The 20,421-nt window shown below is 64.4% G+C and carries 21 protein-coding genes and 1 tRNA gene; 11 read left to right on the top strand and 11 right to left on the bottom strand.

Going from position 1 to position 20,421, the window contains the following annotated elements:
* Positions 1-72 precede the first annotated feature (72 nt).
* Genes XCSCFBP4642_RS28190 through XCSCFBP4642_RS0103355 form a run of 4 tightly spaced genes read right to left on the bottom strand, consistent with a single transcriptional unit; the run spans position 73 to position 2,245 of the window.
* The gene (locus tag XCSCFBP4642_RS28190) at positions 73-1,122 is read right to left on the bottom strand and encodes a hypothetical protein (RefSeq protein ID WP_152527208.1); all 1,050 of its coding nucleotides are present in this window, start codon (positions 1,120-1,122) and stop codon (positions 73-75) included.
* Between the two features lie 32 nt (positions 1,123-1,154).
* Positions 1,155-1,583, bottom strand: a complete 429-nt coding sequence (locus XCSCFBP4642_RS28185; protein ID WP_152527207.1) for a hypothetical protein — start codon at positions 1,581-1,583, stop codon at positions 1,155-1,157.
* A gap of 45 nt (positions 1,584-1,628) precedes the next feature.
* Complete coding sequence (locus XCSCFBP4642_RS23960; protein ID WP_029218542.1) at positions 1,629-1,895, bottom strand: acyl carrier protein; 267 nt, start codon at positions 1,893-1,895, stop codon at positions 1,629-1,631.
* A complete protein-coding gene (locus tag XCSCFBP4642_RS0103355) occupies positions 1,892-2,245 on the bottom strand; it encodes a carboxymuconolactone decarboxylase family protein (RefSeq protein WP_235048270.1) in 354 nt (117 codons plus the stop codon). The genes XCSCFBP4642_RS23960 and XCSCFBP4642_RS0103355 overlap by 4 nt, the downstream gene beginning before the upstream one ends.
* Before the next feature lie 33 nt (positions 2,246-2,278).
* On the opposite strand from XCSCFBP4642_RS0103355, the gene XCSCFBP4642_RS26375 reads away from it, so the two are divergent.
* On the top strand, positions 2,279-3,295 hold the full coding sequence (locus tag XCSCFBP4642_RS26375) for an IS30 family transposase (RefSeq protein WP_029218148.1): 1,017 nt from the start codon (positions 2,279-2,281) through the stop codon (positions 3,293-3,295).
* Here the strand turns inward: XCSCFBP4642_RS26375 and XCSCFBP4642_RS0103345 are convergent.
* From XCSCFBP4642_RS0103345 to XCSCFBP4642_RS0103335, 3 genes are all read right to left on the bottom strand, one after another.
* The gene (locus tag XCSCFBP4642_RS0103345; RefSeq protein WP_029218540.1) at positions 3,267-3,746 is read right to left on the bottom strand and encodes a DNA cytosine methyltransferase; all 480 of its coding nucleotides are present in this window, start codon (positions 3,744-3,746) and stop codon (positions 3,267-3,269) included. The genes XCSCFBP4642_RS26375 and XCSCFBP4642_RS0103345 overlap by 29 nt on opposite strands.
* Position 3,747: 1 nt before the next feature.
* On the bottom strand, positions 3,748-4,965 hold the full coding sequence (locus XCSCFBP4642_RS0103340) for a tyrosine-type recombinase/integrase (protein WP_029218539.1): 1,218 nt from the start codon (positions 4,963-4,965) through the stop codon (positions 3,748-3,750).
* Positions 4,966-5,128: 163 nt separating this feature from the next.
* Positions 5,129-5,205 (bottom strand) — tRNA-Arg (locus tag XCSCFBP4642_RS0103335).
* A gap of 273 nt (positions 5,206-5,478) precedes the next feature.
* Between XCSCFBP4642_RS0103335 and ubiA the strand changes: the two genes are divergently transcribed.
* Entirely contained in the window at positions 5,479-6,378 is a 900-nt protein-coding gene (gene ubiA, locus XCSCFBP4642_RS0103330) for a 4-hydroxybenzoate octaprenyltransferase (RefSeq protein WP_029218538.1), read from the top strand.
* Positions 6,379-6,510: 132 nt separating this feature from the next.
* Here ubiA and XCSCFBP4642_RS0103325 read toward each other — a convergent pair whose 3' ends face one another.
* Positions 6,511-7,236 carry a ComF family protein gene (locus XCSCFBP4642_RS0103325; RefSeq protein WP_033897941.1) on the bottom strand — a complete coding sequence of 242 codons (726 nt, stop codon included), beginning with the start codon at positions 7,234-7,236 and terminating at the stop codon, positions 6,511-6,513.
* A gap of 49 nt (positions 7,237-7,285) precedes the next feature.
* Between XCSCFBP4642_RS0103325 and bioB the strand changes: the two genes are divergently transcribed.
* From bioB to lpxO, 7 genes are all read left to right on the top strand, one after another.
* Positions 7,286-8,320, top strand: coding sequence for a biotin synthase BioB (gene bioB, locus XCSCFBP4642_RS0103320; RefSeq protein ID WP_029218536.1), 1,035 nt, complete (start codon positions 7,286-7,288; stop codon positions 8,318-8,320).
* 515 nt (positions 8,321-8,835) lie between these two features.
* Positions 8,836-10,041, top strand: coding sequence for an 8-amino-7-oxononanoate synthase (gene bioF, locus XCSCFBP4642_RS0103315; protein WP_029218535.1), 1,206 nt, complete (start codon positions 8,836-8,838; stop codon positions 10,039-10,041).
* 358 nt (positions 10,042-10,399) lie between these two features.
* Complete coding sequence (locus tag XCSCFBP4642_RS0103305) at positions 10,400-10,783, top strand: DUF7079 family protein (RefSeq protein WP_033898872.1); 384 nt, start codon at positions 10,400-10,402, stop codon at positions 10,781-10,783.
* A 57-nt stretch (positions 10,784-10,840) separates the two neighbouring features.
* Positions 10,841-11,602 (top strand): pimeloyl-ACP methyl ester esterase BioH, encoded by a 762-nt coding sequence (bioH, locus tag XCSCFBP4642_RS0103300; RefSeq protein ID WP_029218533.1) that lies wholly within the window; start codon positions 10,841-10,843, stop codon positions 11,600-11,602.
* Between the two features lie 44 nt (positions 11,603-11,646).
* Positions 11,647-12,429, top strand: coding sequence for an SDR family oxidoreductase (locus XCSCFBP4642_RS0103295; RefSeq protein WP_029218532.1), 783 nt, complete (start codon positions 11,647-11,649; stop codon positions 12,427-12,429).
* 497 nt (positions 12,430-12,926) lie between these two features.
* Complete coding sequence (gene bioC / locus XCSCFBP4642_RS0103285; RefSeq protein WP_029218531.1) at positions 12,927-13,811, top strand: malonyl-ACP O-methyltransferase BioC; 885 nt, start codon at positions 12,927-12,929, stop codon at positions 13,809-13,811.
* A gap of 240 nt (positions 13,812-14,051) precedes the next feature.
* The gene (gene lpxO, locus XCSCFBP4642_RS0103280; RefSeq protein WP_029218530.1) at positions 14,052-14,957 is read left to right on the top strand and encodes a lipid A hydroxylase LpxO; all 906 of its coding nucleotides are present in this window, start codon (positions 14,052-14,054) and stop codon (positions 14,955-14,957) included.
* 100 nt (positions 14,958-15,057) lie between these two features.
* Here lpxO and XCSCFBP4642_RS0103275 read toward each other — a convergent pair whose 3' ends face one another.
* The 3 genes from XCSCFBP4642_RS0103275 to XCSCFBP4642_RS0103265 all read right to left on the bottom strand — a co-directional run bounded on the left by XCSCFBP4642_RS0103275 (position 15,058) and on the right by XCSCFBP4642_RS0103265 (position 17,284).
* Positions 15,058-15,477 (bottom strand): nuclear transport factor 2 family protein, encoded by a 420-nt coding sequence (locus XCSCFBP4642_RS0103275; RefSeq protein WP_029218529.1) that lies wholly within the window; start codon positions 15,475-15,477, stop codon positions 15,058-15,060.
* A 245-nt stretch (positions 15,478-15,722) separates the two neighbouring features.
* Positions 15,723-16,340, bottom strand: coding sequence for a YdcF family protein (locus tag XCSCFBP4642_RS0103270; RefSeq protein WP_029218528.1), 618 nt, complete (start codon positions 16,338-16,340; stop codon positions 15,723-15,725).
* Complete coding sequence (locus tag XCSCFBP4642_RS0103265; RefSeq protein WP_029218527.1) at positions 16,325-17,284, bottom strand: pyridoxal-phosphate dependent enzyme; 960 nt, start codon at positions 17,282-17,284, stop codon at positions 16,325-16,327. The genes XCSCFBP4642_RS0103270 and XCSCFBP4642_RS0103265 overlap by 16 nt, the downstream gene beginning before the upstream one ends.
* A 157-nt stretch (positions 17,285-17,441) precedes the next feature.
* Between XCSCFBP4642_RS0103265 and XCSCFBP4642_RS0103260 the strand changes: the two genes are divergently transcribed.
* Positions 17,442-17,897, top strand: a complete 456-nt coding sequence (locus XCSCFBP4642_RS0103260; RefSeq protein ID WP_029218526.1) for a hypothetical protein — start codon at positions 17,442-17,444, stop codon at positions 17,895-17,897.
* Positions 17,898-18,477: 580 nt separating this feature from the next.
* Positions 18,478-20,382, top strand: a complete 1,905-nt coding sequence (gene mnmG, locus XCSCFBP4642_RS0103255) for a tRNA uridine-5-carboxymethylaminomethyl(34) synthesis enzyme MnmG (RefSeq protein WP_029218525.1) — start codon at positions 18,478-18,480, stop codon at positions 20,380-20,382.
* The last annotated feature ends 39 nt before the right edge of the window (positions 20,383-20,421 follow it).

Raw genomic sequence — 20,421 nt, 5'->3', positions numbered from 1 at the left:
CGCCGACGGCCTATGCCCAGCACCTGGCCAACAGCGATATCATCAACCCCGGACTCTAAACCCGACTGCTACTCAGGATGGGGGGACGTCGGCAAGATTAAGTAAAAATATTTTAAAATCCCCTGATGTACTTGAAAATATAGATCGAATAGTAATCTGTTCTTGCCGTTTGAGTGAGCGGTGATACAGTAACTTCTCAAAGACTCTGAATCCGATGCCGATCCACAGTGCAGGAGCGCCGAGAGCGAGTGTTGCTAAAGTGAAAGCGATAGAAAACTTTACTCCTCCGATCGCAATGATAACGAGAATCAAAAATTGCCCAACTTGCGTAAGATGATTGGCAATATTAGTTGCTAACTTTAAGCGGTCTAAAAAATTAAGAGAAATTCGCGACTGGCGCTCTCCGCTAACACTGGGAAGGATGATCCAGGGAATCGTCTGCACGTCACCACGGATCCACCTATGTTGGCGTGCGCGCCAGCTTGAGTACTGCTGAGGATATGACTGATAGAAGTAGACATCAGATATGTAGGCAGGTATCGCGAGCATGCCCTCCAAGTGGTCATGGCTTAGCACGCGTCCTGAAGGCAGGCGTCTGTCTACGAGCTCCAAAAAAGCTGATACGTTGTACAGACCCTTTCCCACGAATATGTGATGACCAAGGATATTTTGGAAGAAGCTTGGCTCGATCGATCGAACTTGTGGTTCTAGTCGATTATAAAAAAGAATTTTAGAGAACGTCGTGCCGTTCTCTCCTGGCCTACATAGACCGCGGGGGCAGCCTATTACGTAACCGGCTTCAAGAATTTTTCCCTTAATATGGGGCGTTGCCGATTGATCCTCCATAGCGTCGATCAGCTGATCAAGACCGCCGTACTCAAGCCAAGAATCACTATCTAGGATCATTAGGTAGGTGCTGTTCCTAATGTAAGCACTCTTGCCATAGATAACGAAAAGAGACCCGGTTTCTCCTCGCGCAATCAGCCTGCACAACTCGATGATTTTGCCACGCTTTCGCTCCCAGCCAATCCAAGAGTTCTCGCTACTACTCCATAATCGGTGACGAAAAAAAGCCACTAGCTTGCCGCGTGCCGCTGGAACGTCCTGCTCAAGCCGCGACAATTCCTTTTTTGCATAAAGTAAGAGCTCATCATCTAGGCTGTGAAAAGGCCCATTCTGGCAGTCAAAAAAATCGAAAGCGATACAAAAAAAGTCGCCAATCCATGATTTCTAACAAAATTCTGTCGAACCGTCGCTATCGCTTCATCAATTTCATCGCGGCCATAAACGATGCAAGGTATTGCAACGGTACATTTGGGGCGGGCATGGTTGTCTGAAGTAGATCTTTCTATTGGCGCTTCGCTACCAGCGAAGCGCCTAAGTAAATGCTGCGATAGAATGGTGGCGGTATTCAACGAAATAGGAAAAAGGCAGGCGGAAATCGCTATAGCAGCCTGCCAGGTAGTTGTGGTTAAGCAGGTCAATAGAAAAAAAGAAGTGAAAATCAAAAAGAATGCAGAAAAAACCAGTTGTATATATATACGCCTTCTATGCCTGGCGTCACAACTCCACCATTCGACCATCTGTTGTTCCTGAAAAGGTAGGCCTATTTTGATTTTGTTATAATTTCAGTGGGCTGCCTGCTGAAGTGTAAGCGAGCTGCTTAGGCAGAGGTTCAATAGGTCATTGAAAGAAAAGCATGACGCAAGTTTTTGAACTGGGATATCAATGCCAAATTTCTTGCGAAGCGCAGTAGATATCTCGACCATATCAATCGATGAAAGCGCGAGATCGTCGATCAAGCGGTCTTCAGATTTCAAGGGGCGCTCAAGCTCCGTCATTTCTGCAATAAGATCACGAATTGCTCGATCGACCGCATCAAATTCAAATTTCATTCATCGCTTCCTTTTTGCATCGCGCTCCAGCTCTTCAACGCCTCAAGCGCAAGAGGTACGCCTGCATAAGGCATGCTGAATATGATGACTTCCATTATCTCCTTCTTAGTGAGTCCATTTTTCATCGCTGCCCTGAAGTGCTGGGTAAGTTCGAACTGCCGTCCACCAGAAATCAGCATGCCTAAGCAAATAAGACTCTTTTCCCGGTCCGGCAAAACATCCCTGGACCAGACTTCCGCCCAGCAAAACTCAGTAAGGAGACGCTGAAACTCAGTCGCATCCAAATCTTCCGACCATTGCAGTGCTCGATTCACATACTCTTCTCCCAAGACCTTAGACTCAACTTCCAAGTGCAACACCCCGCCTTGACGTAGGGTAGCGGCATGGGCACACAGTACAGGCACCTGGGTTCCGAAGAACGCGCTTTGCTTCAAATTGAACTCGGTAACGGAATGAGCATCAACTCCATTGCAAGGCGACTCAATCGCAGTGCGTCCACCCTGTCGCGCGAGATAAGGCGACAGGGCGAACCTGTCTATGCGGCAACCAGCGCAGCCAGCAACTATCGGCTGCGCCGCAGAGCGTGCGTTCGAAGGCGCCGGCTTGTTGAAGGCAGTGCGCTCTTTCAGCAGGTGCGTGACGACTTGGTTCTGTATCGTTGGTCGCCCCAGCAAATTGCTGCCAAGCTCAAGGCCATGCATCCGGATGATCCAAGTCAACGCGTGAGTCACGAAACAATCTACGCCGCTATCTACGCGCATCCGCGTGGTGGTTTGAAGAAAGAGCTTGTGGAGGCGCTTCGTCAGCACAAGCCGACGCGAGGCTTGCGCCGTACAACCGCTGCCAAGCGCACGTGGGTGCCGGAGGAGCTGCGTATCGTCCATCGGCCTGAAGAGGTGGCGCAGCGCTTGATTCCTGGGCACTGGGAAGGCGACCTGATCAAAGGGGCTTTCAACCGCTCGTGCGTAGGCACGCTGGTGGAGCGAAAGACGCGCTTTGTGGTGCTGTGCAAGATGGATGGCTGTACTGCACAGGATGCGCTGGAGGGCTTCACGCGACAGATGAAGAAGCTGCCGCGTTTCCTACTGGGAAGCCTCACCTATGACCGCGGAACCGAGATGACGTGTTATCCAGAGCTGATGAAGCGGCTCAACATCGATCTTTGGTTCGCCGATCCACATGCGCCCTGGCAGCGCGGCAGCAATGAGAACACCAACGGCCTGCTGCGCCAGTTCATGCCAAAAGGCGCGGACTTGTCCAAGGCGAGCCAGGAGTATCTCAACAACGTCGCCGACCTGATGAACGCCCGGCCACGGCAGACGCTTGGCTGGAAGACGCCGAACCAGGCGCTGGAAGAAGAGATCGCTCAATTCAACTCACGTGTTGCACTTGCAAGTTGAGACCGCCCTCTCGGATCCAGCCGTCCACCTCCTTGGCCGGCGTAACGCCGAGTTCCGCGCAGCGCGCCTCCCTGGCAGCGTGTTCGGCAGCATCCGTGATATCGGGGTGTTCAAGGAACGCCTCGCGGGTGATCTTGCCGCGAACGTAGTCGTAGTAGCAGTCGGGGACCTTGCCCTTGGGGAACTTGCGGAAGATTGCCCGCAGCAGCAGCGTCCGATGGGCGATCGGGTCCTTCTCCACGGATACCTTGACGGAGAAACGTCGCACGCCATTTTCGTCAAGGATGGATGAAAATCCTTCGCACAAGCCTCCTGGCCCGGCGAACAAATCGATCACCGGAATCTCACTATACCGCGACATCAGTTCCCTTTCTCGCTTCAATTGAAGTATCTGGAAAAGCACTCGGTGCCGCGAAAAGAACGCCAGCACGAGGCCAGAATCCAACGTCAACTCACGCCATCTTCTTGCGAATAGGCACGACCTTCTCCCCGGAGCTCCGTAGACCGTCTAGATAGTCGGCCCACGCTTGCATCATCTTTCGGCGCTCGGTGAGATGAGCTGTGCGGTTGTAGGCCCTGCCATTCGGGTCACGCACAGCATGCGCAAGCTGGTGTTCAATGTAGTCGGGGCGGAAGCCAAGCACCTCATCCAGGATCGTGCGAGCCATCGCACGAAACCCGTGACCGGTCATGGTCTTGGAATCAAACCCCATCCGCCTCAAGGCAGCATTGATGGTGCTATCGCTCATCGGCCTTCCCTTTCCATGAAGACTAGGGAATAGGAACTCACTGCTTCTGGTGACGGGCTGAAGCTCATGAAGGACATCAACTGCTTGGGAGGCAAGCGGCACAATGTGGGGGGTGCCGGTTTTAGTGGCGACGTAACGCCATTCGCCAGCTTCAAGATCGATGTCTGCCCACTTGGCTGTCCGCAGCTCGCCTGGCCGCGCGAAGACCAAGGGCGCAAGCTTTAGGGCAGCGCGCACAACGGCGCTTCCTTCGTACCCCCATAAGGCCCTCAGCAAGGGCGCAACCGCAGCAGGCTCTGTCAGGCTGGCGAAATTCTGCACCTTTGGGGTCTCTAGCGCCCCAAAAAGATCGGCAGCCGGGTCACGCTCAGCCTTGCCTACGGTGATGGCATATCGAAACACCATGCTGGCAATACCCCGAGCACGATGAGCTGTCTCAATGGCGCCACGCGTTTCTATCTTGCGCAGGACAGCGAGAAGTTCCGGCGCAGATATCTCAGCGATAGGCCTATCGCCCAGATAGGGGTTGAGGTCCTTTTCGACGATCCTGCCATTGCGCTTCATCGTCAGGACGGAATTCTTCTTGCCATGCAGGTTCAGGAGCTCTGCGGCTACAGCTGCAAAGCTGAGCTGGGACCGATCAACGCGCACCAGCCTGTCGACCCTCCTCTTCTCACCTGGGTCGATGCCGGACCGGAGGACTTTGCGTGCTTCCAGATGCTGCGCTCGCGCCTCTGCCAAGCTGACCTCCGGGTAGACCCCCAGTGCCAAGCGCTTCTCCTTACCGCCAAAGCGATACTTCCATCGCCATAGCTTGGCGCCTTTCGGCGAGATCTCGACGTACAAGCCGCCGCCGTCGAACAGTCTCATGGGCTTGGCAGCGGGCTTTGCGTTACGCACTGCAGCGTCACTCAGGGGCATGGGGGCATCCGCTTTCGCACTGGGGGCTGGTGCCCCCATCTATGCCCCCGATCAGCCTGGATTTCAATGGATCAGGGTGGACGTAGGAAGACCTGCAGGCAACAAAAAACCCCCGATTTCTCGGGGGTTTTGGACTTTCTTGGATGTCCCCGGAGGGTTCATCTGGTGCGCCCGGAGGGATTCGAACCCCCGACCAATGGCTTCGGAAGCCACTACTCTATCCGGCTGAGCTACGGGCGCCTGGCCGTGCATTATGCCAGAACCCGTGCCACCGCGTGATGCCTGCCCCAGCTGGCGTGGCTGATTGCTGGTGGCCGATTGCCGACAGCGCCGATGACGCACCTCAGCGTGGCGTTCCAGATGCGCTGCTCCCGGAGCCTGCCCCCCGTACCGGAGTGGCGAGCGGCGCTCCGAGCTGCCGCCTCTGCCGGCAAGGCAATGTTTCAGCTGGCAGACGCATCTGCACCAGCCGGTGCATGGCTGCATCCGGAGCGCGCTGCTACCCTTTGCGGCATGAGCAAGCATGGTGTTGAACAGGTCCCTACCGCGCCCGCGCTGACGTTGTCCGAGCGGCTGGGGCAGTACTGGAAGCTGGTGCGTGGCGACCGTCCGATCGGCAGCCTGTTGCTGCTCTGGCCCACATGGTGGGCGCTGTGGCTGGCCGCCGACGGCATGCCGCCGCTGTGGACGCTGTTCGTGTTCACCGCCGGGGTTTGGCTGACCCGCTCGGCCGGCTGCGTGATCAACGACTACGCCGACCGCTGGCTGGACCCGCATGTAGAACGCACCAAGTCGCGTCCGCTGGCCACCGGCGCGGTCTCCGGCCGCGAGGCGCTGTGGGTGTTCGTGGTGCTGATGCTGGTGGCGTTCGCGCTGGTACTCAGCCTCAACTGGCTGACCGTGGCGCTGAGCGTGCCCGGCGTCTTCCTGGCCGCCAGCTACCCCTATCTCAAGCGCCACACCCATTTGCCCCAGGTCTATCTGGGCATGGCGTTCGGCTGGGGCATCCCGATGGCCTTTGCCGCCGTGCAGGGCAGCGTGCCGTTGCTCGGCTGGCTGCTGTATGCGGCCAACATCCTGTGGGCGACTGCCTACGACACCTGGTACGCCATGGTCGACCGCGAGGACGACATCCGCATGGGCAGCAAATCCACCGCCATCCTGTTCGGCCGCTACGACCTGTTTGCCCAGGGCACGCTGTATGCGCTGATGTTCGCCACCCTGGCCGCAGTAGGCCTGCGTGCCGGCCTCGGCGCCTTCTACTGGGCAGGTCTGGCCGTGGCGCTGCTGCTGGTGGCCTACGAATTCCGCATCGCCCGCCACCGCGAACGCGGCCCCTGCTTCCGCGCCTTCCTGCATAACAACTGGGTCGGCCTGGCGATCTTCGTCGGCATCGCGGTGGCGGCACGTTAGCCGCGGTGATGTGGGAAAACGTTGATCTATCCAAAGCGGAGCCTGCGCCGCAGAGAACCGCCCCGCAGGCAACACGCCCCTCTCCTGCGGGAGAGGGATTGGGGTGAGGGTACGGGACCGCGTTCACACTCCTCACGGCACCCGTGCGCAGACCCAGGCATCCACCCGTTGCACGCCGGCCCGGCGCAAGGCCTGCGCGGCGGCGTGCAACGTGGCGCCGGTAGTCATCACATCGTCCACCAGCGCGACATGGGCAGGTAACGGGCCACGCGCGACAAAGGCGTCGCGCAGGTTGCGCTGGCGCTCGGCAGCATCCAGCTCCGATTGCGGCGCAGTGGCACGCACACGCCGCAGCAATGGCAGGCATGGCAGCTGCAGCGCCCGGCCGAGCGGCCTGGCCAGCTCAAGCGCCTGGTCGTAGCCGCGCTGGCGCAGACGTTGTCGATGCAGGCTCACCGGCACCAGCGCCTGGGGCCGCGGCAACTGGGCGCAGCGCCTGGCCATTAGTTCGCTCAGCAAGCGGCCGGCCGCCAGGTCCTGGTGGAACTTGAAACGGCGCAGCAAGCCATCCACCGGCCAGCGATAGGTAAAGCAGGCATGCACCCGCTGCAGCGGTGGCAGCTGCTGCAGGCATCGCCCGCATAACGCTGCGCCATCGAAGGCGAACAACGGCGTGGCGCAGCACAGGCAGGCGTGGCCGTGCTCCGGCAAGGCGGCGCGGCAGCAGGGGCACAGATCGCAGTCGGCCATGCCCGCTTCCGCGCAGACCAGGCACAGGCTCGGCAGCAGCAGCCGCAGTATCCGCTGCGGCCATCTGTAAACCGAACCCACTTCAGTGAAGTTGACAGCCTCTTCCATGCTCACCAGACTGCCTGGCTTCCAAGCCGCTGACTGTCAGGAAACTCCGATGTCTGTTGTCGTACGCCATGACTGGGATCGCAAAGACGTGCAGGCGCTGTTCGAGCTGCCGTTCCCCGAGTTGCTGCATCACGCGGCCACCGTGCACCGCGCACATTTCGATCCCTCCCAGGTACAGGTCTCCACGCTGCTGTCGGTCAAGACCGGCGGATGCCCGGAAGATTGCGCGTACTGCCCGCAGGCGCAGCGCTACGACACCGGGGTGAGCGCGCAAAAGCTGATGGAGACCGAGGCCGTCGTCGCCAAGGCGCGCCAGGCCAAGGCGGCCGGCGCCTCGCGCTTCTGCATGGGCGCGGCGTGGCGCTCGCCCAAGGAGCGCGACATCCCCAAGGTGGCGGCGATGATCCGCGAGGTCAAGGCGCTGGGGCTGGAAACCTGCGCCACGCTGGGCATGCTCGACGCCGGCCAGGCGCGTGCGCTCAAGGACGCCGGGCTGGACTACTACAACCACAATCTGGACACCGCGCCGGATTACTACGACTCCATCATCCACACCCGCCAGTACCAGGACCGCCTGAACACCCTGGAGCATGTGCGCGATGTGGGCCTGAAGACCTGTTGCGGCGGCATCGTCGGCATGGGCGAAACCCGCGAGCACCGCATTGGCCTGCTGCTGGCGCTGGCCACCTTGCCTGCGCATCCGGACTCGGTGCCGATCAACCAGCTGGTGCAGGTGCCCGGGACGCCGCTGCACGGTACCCAGCAGCTGGATCCGTTCGAGTTCGTGCGCATGATCGCCGTCGCCCGCATCACCATGCCCAAATCGATGGTGCGCCTGTCCGCAGGCCGCGAAGCGATGAGCGACGAGCTGCAGGCGCTGTGTTTCCTGGCCGGTGCGAACTCGATCTTCTACGGCGAAAAACTGCTCACCACCGGCAACCCGGACACCGAACGCGACCAGGCCCTGTTCCAGCGCCTGGGCCTGCGCCCGATGCAGATCACTGTCGATGCCGCCGACCACGACCACCCCGGCACCGTGCATGCGGACATCACCTGCGAGGCGGCGTGCGAACACGCGGCATAACGACGGATTTTCCTCGCTGCATAGGATCGTGATGCAACGACGTCCTTGCGGTGGCTGGCCGGAGCTCCGCCGCCGCGGAGCAGCGCTCTGACCACCTGCCGGACATTCTGCTGCCAGCTGGCGACGGTCGGCAGGATGCGGTGGCCCCATCGTGCCAGGAGATCTTGTGATCGGTCTCGCTGCGGCCCCGTCACGCAAGTCCGCCGGCATCTGTCGGTGCAGGCGGCCCTGATTCGTTGATGCCGAATCGCAGCCGCAGGTCTGATCCACTGTCGTTGAAGGCCATCCCCGCCACGCATGCCCGCTGCCGATGCGCCAAGTTGCCTGGGCATCGGTCAAACTGTTGAAACATCCGATGGGTGACATCGCCGGCATCAGGCGGCACGGCACCCCATCGGCATCCAGCGGCTGGCATGCGGGCAAACCCGGCATCGCCGGCACCGGCCGTCGGTACCCGCTGGGCGAGGCAGGCGCGGCACGCTACGCTAGCGGCCCTTTCCGTGATCGAATTCTCCATGACTCGCCCCGATCTGCACGAACGGATTTCGTCGCTGCGCACGTTGCGCGTGGCCCAGGAGCGGGTGCGGGTGCGGCGGCTGGTTGGCCGTCGCGACGGGGTGCGGCTGGAAATCGATGGTCGCTGGCTGACCGGTTTCTGCTCCAACGACTATCTGGGCCTGTCGCAGCAGTTCGAAGTGGTGGCCGCGCTGCAGGATGCCGCCGCGCGCGACGGCGCCGGCGCCACCGCCTCGCACCTGATCTGCGGGCACCACACCGCGCACGAAACGCTGGAACGCGAGATCGCCGACTGGCTGGGCTATCCGTCGGCCTTGCTGTTCGGCAGCGGCTTCATTGCCAATCTGGCCGTGCAGCAGGCCCTGCTCAGCGAAGAAGACGATGTGTGCGTACAGGACCGGCTCAACCACGCCAGCCTGCTCGATGCCACGCGCCTGGCCGGTTGCCGGCTGCGGCGTTATCCGCATCTGGACGTGGAAGGCGCGATGCGCCAGCTCAAGGGCGCGCCCGAGGGCGCGGCGATGCTGGCCAGCGATGGCGTTTTCAGCATGGATGGCGATGTGGCGCCGTTGCGTGCGTTGAGCCTGGTGGCGCGCATGCAGCAGGCGCTGTTCTATGTCGACGATGCGCACGGCGTGGGCGTGCTCGGTCCCCAAGGACGCGGTTGCGTGGCCGATGCCGGGCTGGGCGTGGCAGAGGTGCCATTGCAGCTGGTCACCCTGGGCAAGGCGCTGGGGGGTTACGGCGCGGTGGTGGTCGGCGAGGAAGCGCTGGTGCGCCATCTGGCCGAAACCGCGCGTCCCTACATCTACACCACCGCCCTGCCGCCGGCGCAGGTGGCTGCCACGCTGGCCGCGGTGCGCCTGGCACGCCGCGACGACTGGCGGCGCGTGCGCCTGGTGGAACTGATCGGCGCCTTCCGCGACGGTGCGCGCCGGCATGGTTTCGAGCTGATGGCCTCCGATACGCCGATCCAGCCCCTGCTGTGCGGCGAAGAGGCCACGGTGATGGCGATGTCGGCCGCGCTCGAGCAGGCCGGCTTCATGGTCGGTGCGATCCGCCCGCCCACCGTGCCGGAGGGCAAGGCGCGTCTGCGCGTCACCTTGTCGGCGCTGCATACCCCGCAGCAGGTGCAGGCACTGGTCGAGGCCATCGTGCAGGCGCGCGATGTGGTCAGCCGGCAGCCGCTGCGCGCTTCGGCCTGACGGTGGGCGACACCGCGCCGCCGCGCTCGGTCGGTGCAGGTGACCTCCACGCCGTCGGCCGCCATGTGCCGGACCCTGCCTGCGGCTTGCGGGAGGCGCTGCCCGAATGGCCGATGGAGCATGCCTGCGGATGGACGACAACAGCCGCTGGCCGTACGCCCGGGTGCCGGCTCCGGTGCGCCGTGCATGCCTGCATGAGCAGCGCGCTGCATGGTTCGCATCGCCATCCCAGGCGGCATGCGCAAAACCGCTGTATTTCTACCAAACCAATGGGCGAGCCGTATCGCTGTTTCCACGCGGGTAGCGTCACGCGCATGCATGACGCATCACTGCATCCGGCAGCGGCGCGTTGACCGATGTGACCGCACGCGCGCCCAATCCAATCACCGCCACGCCGGCACAACGCCGCGCTTGGGAAGCGCTGTCCTTGCTGTACCTGGACAGCGCCGGCGAGGACGAACACACCGTCATCGCGCAGGCATTGGCCGCTTCGCCGTTCACGCTACCGCAGTTGCGCACGATGCTGTTGCATGAGGTGCATCCGGCGGTGATCGGCAATCTGCGCAGCGTGGCGGGCGTGTGGGATGCGTTCGATTCCGACTGGCTGGCTGCAACGATCACCGCGCGGCGCGCGCGGCGCTGGCGATGGCCCGACCGCTGGTGCCGGCGTGGCTACGCACGCGCGCAGTGGGCAGTCCTTGCACCCAAGATCGAGGCGCTACGCGCGATCGACAGACACTGACCTGAGCACACCACACCGGGCACCATGCGGTGCCCGCCGATCGGCGACAATGCGCGCATGCATATCGATGTCATCGGCCAAGGGCCGGCACTGGTTCTCCTGCACGGGTGGGCGCTGCACGGCGGGGTGTTCGCACCGCTGGTGGAGCGGCTGTCGGCGCACGTCCAATTGCACCTGGTGGACCTGCCCGGGCATGGCTTCAGCCGCCAGGACCCCACGCCGCTGGCGCTGCCCGACGTGGTGGCCGGGATCGCCGCCGCCACGCCACCGGCGGTGTGGCTGGGCTGGTCACTGGGTGGCCTGTTCGCGCTGCAGGCGGCCGCCACCCTGCCGCAGGTACGCGCGCTGGCGATGATCGCCGCCACGCCCCGCTTCGTGCGCGGCAGCGACTGGCCGGAGGCGGTCGACCGCGAGGTGTTCGTGCAGTTCGGCCAGGATCTGGCGCGCGATTATCGCGGCACGCTGGAACGGTTCCTGGCACTGGATACGCTGGGCTCGGCGCATGCGCGCGCCGAGTTGCGCAGCCTGCGCGAGACGCTCACCGCGCGCGGCGAGCCTGCTGCCGAGGCCTTGCAACAAGGTCTGCAGCTGCTGGAGCGCACCGACCTGCGCCGTACGCTGCCGCAGCTGACGCGCCCCAGCCTGTGGATCGGCGGCCAGCGCGACCGGCTGGTGCCGGCGGCCGGCATGCAGGCCGCCGCCGCACGCGCGCCGCAAGCACAGACGCTGACCATCGCCGGCGGCGGTCACGCACCGTTCCTGGGCCATGCCGACCAGGTCGCCGAGGCGCTGCAACGCTTCGTTGCGTCCGTGCCCTGAGCAGATCGCCGATCATGCGGTTTCGCTGATCGAGGATGCATTGCATGGATTTGGGAATCGCCGGGCGCTGGGCACTGGTCTGCGCTGCCAGCAAGGGCTTGGGGCTGGGCTGCGCACGCGCGCTGGCCAGCGAAGGCGTCAACGTGGTGATCGTCGCGCGTGGCCGCGCGGCGCTGGAACAGGCGGCCGCAGCGTTGCGCGCGCTCTCCGGCACCGGCGAGGTACGCAGCGTGGCCGCCGACATCGCCACCGCGCAAGGCCGCAGCGCCGCGCTCGCCGCCTGCCCGCAAGTGGACATCCTGATCAACAACGCCGGTGGCCCGCCGCCGGGGGATTTCCGCCAGTGGGAGCGCGAGGACTGGCTGCGCGCGCTGGATGCCAACATGCTGGCGCCGATCGAGCTGATCCGCGCCACCGTCGATGCCATGCGCGCGCGCCGTTTCGGCCGCATCGTCAACATCACCTCCAGTGCGGTGAAGGCGCCCATCGACATCCTTGGCCTGTCCAACGGCGCACGCGCCGGCCTCACCGGTTTCGTGGCGGGCGTGGCGCGCAGCACGGTGGCCGACAACGTCACCCTCAACAACCTGCTGCCCGGGCAGTTCCTCACCGACCGGCTGCATGGCAATTTCGCCGCCATCGCGCAACAACAGGGCACGACGGCCGACGAGATCGCCGAACGCAAGCGCGCCGGCATTCCAGCCCGGCGCTTCGGCGAGCCGGATGAATTCGGCGCCGCCTGCGCGTTCCTGTGCAGCGCGCAGGCCGGCTACATCACCGGGCAGAACCTGCTGATCGATGGCGGCAGTTATCCGGGCACGTTCTAGCGCGCGCCTCGCCAGTGGCCGGCGCAAGGCAGAAGGTCGGCTGACACCGCGTCACACAACCTTCCCACACAGGTCAGCGCTGCACGACATGGCGGACCACCAGCTGTAGGCCATGCCTGTCAGGACGATGTGGCGTGGGGCGACATGCGCCGCGACCCGTGCCAGCGTGCGCACTGCAACTGCCGCCCATCCTCCGATCGGCTGGGCACGAAAGTGGTCACAAGATCGCCTTGGCAGGCACGAGCGCGGCGCAGACGCGCAGAGGCATCGATGCAACCCAGCGCATCTGCGCGCGGTACGCCATATCGCGCGCGATGCAGTGATCGATCGAACGCACTCCACGCAATCCGGCGCGTCGCAGTATGTGGCCAGTCTCCAGGCTATGCCTGCTCCAACGACCGATGACCAATGGCCACAGTCAGATCTCCAGGCAAACGCAAAACCAAACCCCCGCATCGATTCCCTCCACACCGGCCACAGGCGACAATAGCGCCGCAATGAACAGCACTTTCGACCCCCGCCACGTCCGCCGCGCCTTCGCACGCGCCGCCAGCAGTTATGCCGCCGCCGCCGCGCTGCAGCGCGAAGTGGAGACCCGCCTGCTCGAATCGCTGGATCACCTGGGCGACCAGGTGCCCAAGGTGGTGCTGGATGTCGGTGCCGGCCCTGGCCATGCCAGCAGCAGCATCAAGAAGCGCTGGCCGAAGGCCCAGGTGATCGCGCTCGACCAGGCCATGCCGATGCTGCGCCAGGCGCGCAAGGCGGCCGGCTGGTGGAAGCCGTTCGCACAGGTCTGCGCCGACGCCTGCGCGCTGCCGGTGGCCGATGGCAGCGTGGATGTGATCTTCAGCAATCTGTGCCTGCAGTGGGTGGAAGACCTGCCGGCGGTATTCGCCGGGTTCCGTCGTGCGCTGCGCCCGGGCGGGCTGCTGCTGTGCTCCACCTTCGGCCCGGACACCCTGATCGAGTTGCGCGAGGCTTTCGCCCAGGCCGACACCGCCCCGCACGTCAGCCGGTTCCCGCCGATCGCCCAATTTGGCGATGCCTTGATGATGTCCGGCTTTCGCGACCCGGTGCTGGACCGCGACCTGTTCACCCTCACCTACAACGACCTGCCGGCGTTGATGCGCGAGCTGCGTGCGATGGGCGCGACCAACGCGCTCAGCAACCGCCGCGCCACCCTCACCGGACGCGGCCGCTTCGCCGCCGCCAGCGCCGCCTACGAACCGCTGCGCCGGCCGGACGGCACCCTGCCCAGTTCCTGGGAAGTGATCTATGCGCAGGCCTGGGCCCCGGCCGCGGGCGCCCCCATCCGCGAGCGCGGCCAGGACATCGCCAGCGTCCCGGTCGCTTCCATCCCAATCCGCCGTCGCAGCGAGTGAGCGGTGGTCCAGATCGCCGCTCGCCCCGCCGCCGGTGAGACACAGAGTATTGCGTGCGTGCCAATGCTTGCCTGTCAGGCTCGGCGGCCACACTTGCTAGAATTCTGAAGTTAACGCCGCACCTCCCCCTTGCGGCTCACCATGTTCGAGGGTGGCCGCCGACACGTCGCGACAGTGCGCAGGTCTTGGCGGCCACTTCAACGTATGCGGCCCCCCGCCCCCTTCCAATCGGCCTCCCCCATGCTGAAGTGGCTTCTCATCGCGCTGTTCATCGCATCGGCGCTGTACATCCATTATCGCGGTCGCGTGCGGCACCGGCTCAGCCGGCAGCTGCTGGACCATTCCACCTTCATGGCGCCGATCAACACGCTGATGTACCTGTGCTCGCGGGTGCCGACCACGCCATTCATCGACCCGGGCCGGGAATTTCCGGAACTGGCGCCGCTGCGCGCGAACTGGCCGGTGATCCGCGACGAGGCGGTGGCGCTGCAGCAGATGCAGAAGATCCGCGCTGCCGACGGCTACACCGATATCGGCTTCAACTCGTTCTTCCGTCGCGGCTGGAAGCGCTTCTATCTGAAGTGGTACGGCACCGCGCACCCGTCGGCGGCCGAACTGTGCCCACAGACCACCGCGCTGTTGAAATCCATTCCCACGGTGAAGGCGGCCATGTTTGCCGAGCTGCCGCCGGGCAGCGAACTGCGCCCGCACCGCGACCCGTTTGCCGGTTCCATGCGCCTGCACCTGGGCCTGGCCACGCCCAACGACGACCGCTGCTTCATCGACGTGGACGGCCAGCGGCATAGCTGGCGCGACGGCGAATGGACCATGTTCGACGAGACCTATATTCACTACGCGCGCAACGATACCGGCCAGGACCGCATCATCCTGTTCTGCGATATCGAGCGCCCGATGCGCTGGCGCTGGGCCGGGGCGGTGAACCGCTTCGTCGGACGCAGCCTGCTGTCGGCTGGCGCCTCGCCCAACCAGGAAGGCGACAAGACCGGCGGCATCAACCGCGTGTTTCGCTACTTCTACGCCGCGCGCCTGAAGGCCAAGGCGCTAAAGGAACGCAACAACCCGCTGTACCAGATGCTCAAGTGGAGCATCTTCATCCTGGTGGTGGTCGGGATCGTGTTGCTGTAATGCCGGACCAACCGTGTAGGAGCGCACCCGGGCGCGATGAGGCTTTACCGATAACGCCTCATCGCGCCCAGGCGCGCTCCCACGCAGCGCGAGTGGGTGCTCAGCGCGAGACCTGCGCGATCCATTCCTGCAGGTTGTAGTAGTTGGTGACGCGGGTGATCTTGCCGGCGTGTATGTCGAAGAATGCGCCACCGGGCAACACGTAGGTCTGTCCGTTCGCGTCCGGCAGGCCTTCGTCGGTGGTGTGATAGACCCCGTGCACCACGTATTCGGCGCCGACACGCGTGCCGTCTTGGTTGGCGGTCACCACGATGTCGTGCAACTGCTCGCGGTAGCTGTCGTTCATGCGCTGCAAAAAGGCCGCGAACTCCGCGCGGCCGATCTCGCGCGGCCCCTGATTGAGGTCGTGGGCCACATCGTCGGCCAGGAACGCCAGCATGCCGTCCCAATCGCCGCGATTGAAGGCCTCGTAATAGGCCTGAACCAGGCCGATGGCGCGTTGCCGGGTGCTCTCGCTCATGCTCGAACCTGCCGCTGGGAAAGCCGCATCATAGAGCGGCTTTTGCATGCGTGCGAAGACGCCGCCAGCGACTGCATCGCGGTTCGGTGCGCCGTCGGAGGCACCGGACCGGGAACAACCACCGCCAGCGCTGTCTTGCACCGAGATCTGCTGCGACGCTAAACCACATCATCAAAGACAACGCTGGTGCGGCGGTCGAACGCCATCGCCGATAGGGTTACCGTGAGCGCAGCGCGCCGCGCCGCTCAGGGGCCTTGCACCACCAGATCGCGGTGGAAGTAATAGACCTCCTGCAGCAGAAAGCGCCAGCTGGTGTGGAAGCTGCGAAAGCGCGTACTGGGCGTGGACGAGGACAATGCATCCACACCCAGCTCCTGGCTCAGCCGCAGCGCGCGCGCCATGTGCAGCGGGTCGCTGACGATGATGGCCCGGTACAGGCCGTGGCGCTCCATCAGCGCGCGCGCCTGTTCCAGATTCTGGCGGGTGGTCCGCGACCGGGTCTCGATCATGATCGCCTCAGGCGGCACGCCATGGCGCAGTGCATAGCGCCGCGCCACCTGCGATTCGGAAAAGCGGGCGCCATTGCCGAAGCCGCCGGTGAACAGCAGGTGCGGCGCGTAGCCTTGCGCATACAGATCCAGCGCGTGCCGGATGCGTTCTTCGAACACCGGCGAAGGACGTGCATCGTAGGCGGCCGCGCCCAGCACGATGATCACGTCGGCCGGCGCGGCCTGATCACGGTCGCCGACCCAGACGATCCAGCCGGCCACCGCCACCAGCCAGATCAGCGCCAGCATGCCCAGTCGCCAACCCCAGCCCCACAGGCCGAGCCCACGCGACCGCCTGCTCACGCGGCGACCCATGGCAAGGCATCCAGATCGACATTGCCGCCGGACAGGATCAGCCCAACCCTGCGTCCGGCAAAGCGCGCAGGGTCGGCCATCACCGCCGCCAGCGCGATCGCCGAAGACGGCTCCACCAGCTGCTTGAGCACCTGCCAGAGCAGCCGCATCGCCTGCAGCACCGCCGCATCGTCCAGCGTGATCACCTGTGCGCCCGCGGCCTGCAGCAGCGCGAAATTCGCTGCACCCAAGGTGCCGCGCAAGCCGTCGCAGATCGTGTCGGGAACGAAATCGACCAGGTGCTGCCCGGCCGCCAGCGAACGCGCGGTGTCGGCCGCCCCGGCCGGCTCGGCCAGCACCAGTGCGCAGCCCGGAGTGGACTGCAGCGCCAGCGCCGCCCCGGCCGCAAGCCCACCGCCACCGACCGGCGCCACCAGCACGTCCAGCCCACCGCTTTGATGCAGCAGCTCCAGCGTGGCGGTGCCCTGCCCGGCGATCACCGCCGGATCGGTGTAGGGGTGGACCAGCGTTGCGCCGCTGGTCTGCTGCACCTGCGCGCACATCTGCTCGCGCGCGGCGATGGTCGGCGCACACCGCCACAAGGTGGCGCCGTGACGGGAGATATTGGCCAGCTTGGCGGCCACCGCGCCCTCGGGCACCACCACATGGCAGCCGATGCCCCGGGTGCGCGCCGCCAACGCCAGCGCGGCGCCATGGTTGCCGGAAGAATGGGTGACCACGCCACGCGCAGCCAGGTGCTCCGGCAGCGACCACACGGCATTGCAGGCGCCACGGAACTTGAAGGCGCCACTGCGCTGCAGGTGTTCGGCCTTGAAGAACAGCTGCGCACCGCAGAGCGCATCCAGGGTGTGGGAGATCAGCAACGGTGTCGGCGCGCAATGCGGCGCGATGCGCGCGGCGGCTTGCAGGACATCAGCATGGGCAACAGGGGCCGTTTCGATCATGTCCCAAGATTAACGTATCGTCCCGCTCTTCACGGCCAGCAGGCAGTCCACCTGCGCATGCTGGATCGATGGAGAAGCAGTCCATTGCCGCGCAGTTAAGGACCGATTCAATGCAGCGGTTCGAAAGTGAGATCATGGTTGCAGGAGGGCACCATCCATGACATTCCGTCTGATCTTTGCCGCCGGGCTACTTGCCCTGGGTGGCTGCGCAACGTACGACTACACCGGCGCCGGGTCAGGCGGCTATTACCGGGGCGCCCCCGCCGTGCAGTATCGCTATCCGCCCGGCTACTCGCCGTTCTATTACGGCGCACCTTATGGCGCCGGTGCGATCGGGCTGTATAACTACCCGGTCTATCCGGTCTACCGTGGCGGCGGTGGCTATTACTACCGGCAGTACGACCGTCGCCCGCAGTATCGGCCGCCTCGTCCCAACGGGTCGTTCAATAACGGTCCCCGACCAGGTGGACCACGTCCGCAGCAGCCGAGCCGGCCGCCCGCCAACGGCGCTGCACCGGCCAGGCCGCCGGCCAGGATCGGCGCCCCGCCGCGGGTGATTCGCGAAATCCAGCGGCAGACCGCGCCGCGCAACCCTCGTCAGCAAATTCCGTGACAAGCTGACTGCGACACGCCCCACACTTGGCGACATTGGGGGCTTGCGTTCAGCCGGCACTTGGTCGCAAGCTAGGTGCTCTGTGTGACCCGCTGCGTCATCTCCTGACCCAGCCAGCCCCACTGACCGACTTATGTCGATGTCCGACAGGGAAATCTGGATCCCCCCTGTTCCGGCCCTGTCGGATATCGGCGCCTGCAATGCATAAAGCCCCGGCATGCCGGGGCTTTATGTTTTCTGGCGTGGCCCGCCTGGGCGACGCAGCGCCGACAGACAGTGAAAGGCTTGCGACCCGGACGTCAGTGAGCCAAAAAAATTAAGGGTCGGCAGTCCCCCGACTACCGACCCTTACGCTACCCCGACGCACGCGCGGCTGGCCCCTGTTCCAATTCCAGCCTTTGCGCCCATGTCGCACTGCCACGTCGGGTGCAGTAGGGATATCCGCACGAAACATGCCAACTTGAGCCCCAATGTTCTTTAATGTGATGAAAATCACGTTTCCAGCGTTTTAGTGACCGCATCGGCCCTTCAGCCGATACTTCCCCGGCCGTTTTCCTCTTTCCGTTCCCAGTCCACGTCCATGTCCGACTCCTTCTATCGCTTCGATGTCATCGTCATCGGTGGCGGCCACGCCGGCACCGAGGCGGCGCTGGCGTCCGCGCGCGCCGGTGCGCGTGCCCTGCTGTTGACCCACAACATCGAGACCGTGGGCGCGATGAGCTGCAATCCGGCCATCGGCGGGATCGGCAAGGGCCATCTGGTCAAGGAGATCGATGCGCTGGGCGGCGCGATGGCGCACGCGGCGGATCTGGCCGGAATCCAGTGGCGCACGCTCAATGCGTCCAAAGGCCCGGCAGTGCGCGCCACCCGCTGCCAGGCCGACCGCAACCTCTATCGCAGCGCAATCCGTCGCATCGTCGAGGCGCAGCCCAACCTGACCGTGTTCCAGGCGGCGGTGGATGATCTGGTCATCCACAACGGCGCAAGCGAGGCCGACAGCGTGCGCGGGGTCATCACCCAGACCGGGCTGCGCTTCGGGGCTGCGGCGGTGGTGCTCACTGCAGGCACCTTCCTGGCCGGCAAGATCCATGTCGGCGAAACCCAGTACGCGGCCGGGCGCATGGGCGACCCGCCGGCCACCACCCTGGCCGCGCGCCTGCGCGAACGCCCATTCGTGATCGACCGGCTCAAGACCGGCACCCCGCCGCGCATCGATGGGCGCTCGCTGGACTATGGCGTGATGGTCGAACAGCCGGGCGACGACCCGCTGCCGGTGATGTCGTTCATGGGCCAGGTCGGCGACCATCCGCGCCAGGTCAGCTGCTGGATCACCCAGACCACCGAGCAGACCCACGACATCATCCGCAGTGCGCTGCATCGCTCGCCGCTGTATTCCGGGCAGATCGAAGGCATCGGCCCGCGCTACTGCCCGTCGATCGAAGACAAGGTGGTGCGCTTTGCCGAGAAGAGCAGCCACCAGATCTTCGTCGAGCCCGAAGGCCTGGAAGTGGCCGAGATCTATCCCAACGGCATTTCCACCTCGCTGCCATTCGATGTGCAGCTGGCGCTGGTGCACTCGATCCATGGTTTTGCACAGGCGCACATCACCCGCCCCGGCTATGCCATCGAGTACGACTTCTTCGACCCGCGCGGGCTCAAGGCCTCGCTGGAAACCAAGGCGGTGGGCGGGCTGTTCTTCGCCGGCCAGATCAACGGCACCACCGGTTACGAGGAAGCCGCCGCACAAGGCCTGCTGGCAGGCCTCAATGCCGCACGCCATGTGCAGGGGCTGCCGGCGTGGTCGCCGCGCCGCGACGAGGCCTACCTGGGCGTGCTGGTCGACGATCTGATCACCCATGGCACCACCGAGCCGTATCGCATGTTCACCAGCCGCGCCGAGTACCGGCTGCAGCTGCGCGAAGACAATGCCGATGCGCGCCTGACCGGCGTTGGCCGCCGCATGGGCCTGGTCGATGACGCGCGCTGGGCGCGCTTTTCGGCCAAGCAGGAGGCCGTGCAGCGCGAAAGCGCGCGCCTGTCCGCGCTATGGGCCACGCCGGGCAATGCGCTGGGACGCGAGGTGACCCAGACCCTGGGCGTGACGCTCAGCCGCGAAACCAATGTGCTGGACCTGATCAAGCGCCCCGAGCTCAGCTACGCCACCTTGATGCGCGTGCCGACCCTGGGCCCGGGCGTGGACGATACGCAGGTGGCCGAACAGGTGGAAATCAGCGTCAAGTACGCGGGCTACCTGGATCGCCAGCGCGACGATATCGCCCGCCAGCAGCGCCAGGAGAACACACCGATACCGGACGGTTTCGACTATGCCGGCGTGCGTGGGCTGTCGATCGAAGTGCAGCAGAAGCTCGAACGCGTGCGCCCGCAACACATCGGCCAGGCCCAGCGCATTCCTGGCATGACCCCGGCGGCGATCTCGCTGCTGCTGGTGCATCTGGAGCGCGCGCGCCGCAGCCAGGTGGCGTAGCCGCCGCTGCGCACCAGGACGCCTTTGCGCGGGCTGGTT

This window comes from Xanthomonas cassavae CFBP 4642 (assembly GCF_000454545.1).
In the GTDB taxonomy this organism is placed as follows: Bacteria; Pseudomonadota; Gammaproteobacteria; order Xanthomonadales; family Xanthomonadaceae; genus Xanthomonas; species Xanthomonas cassavae.
The sequence above is the reverse complement of the archived record's forward strand: the minus strand, read 5'-3'. Positions and strand labels throughout refer to the sequence as shown.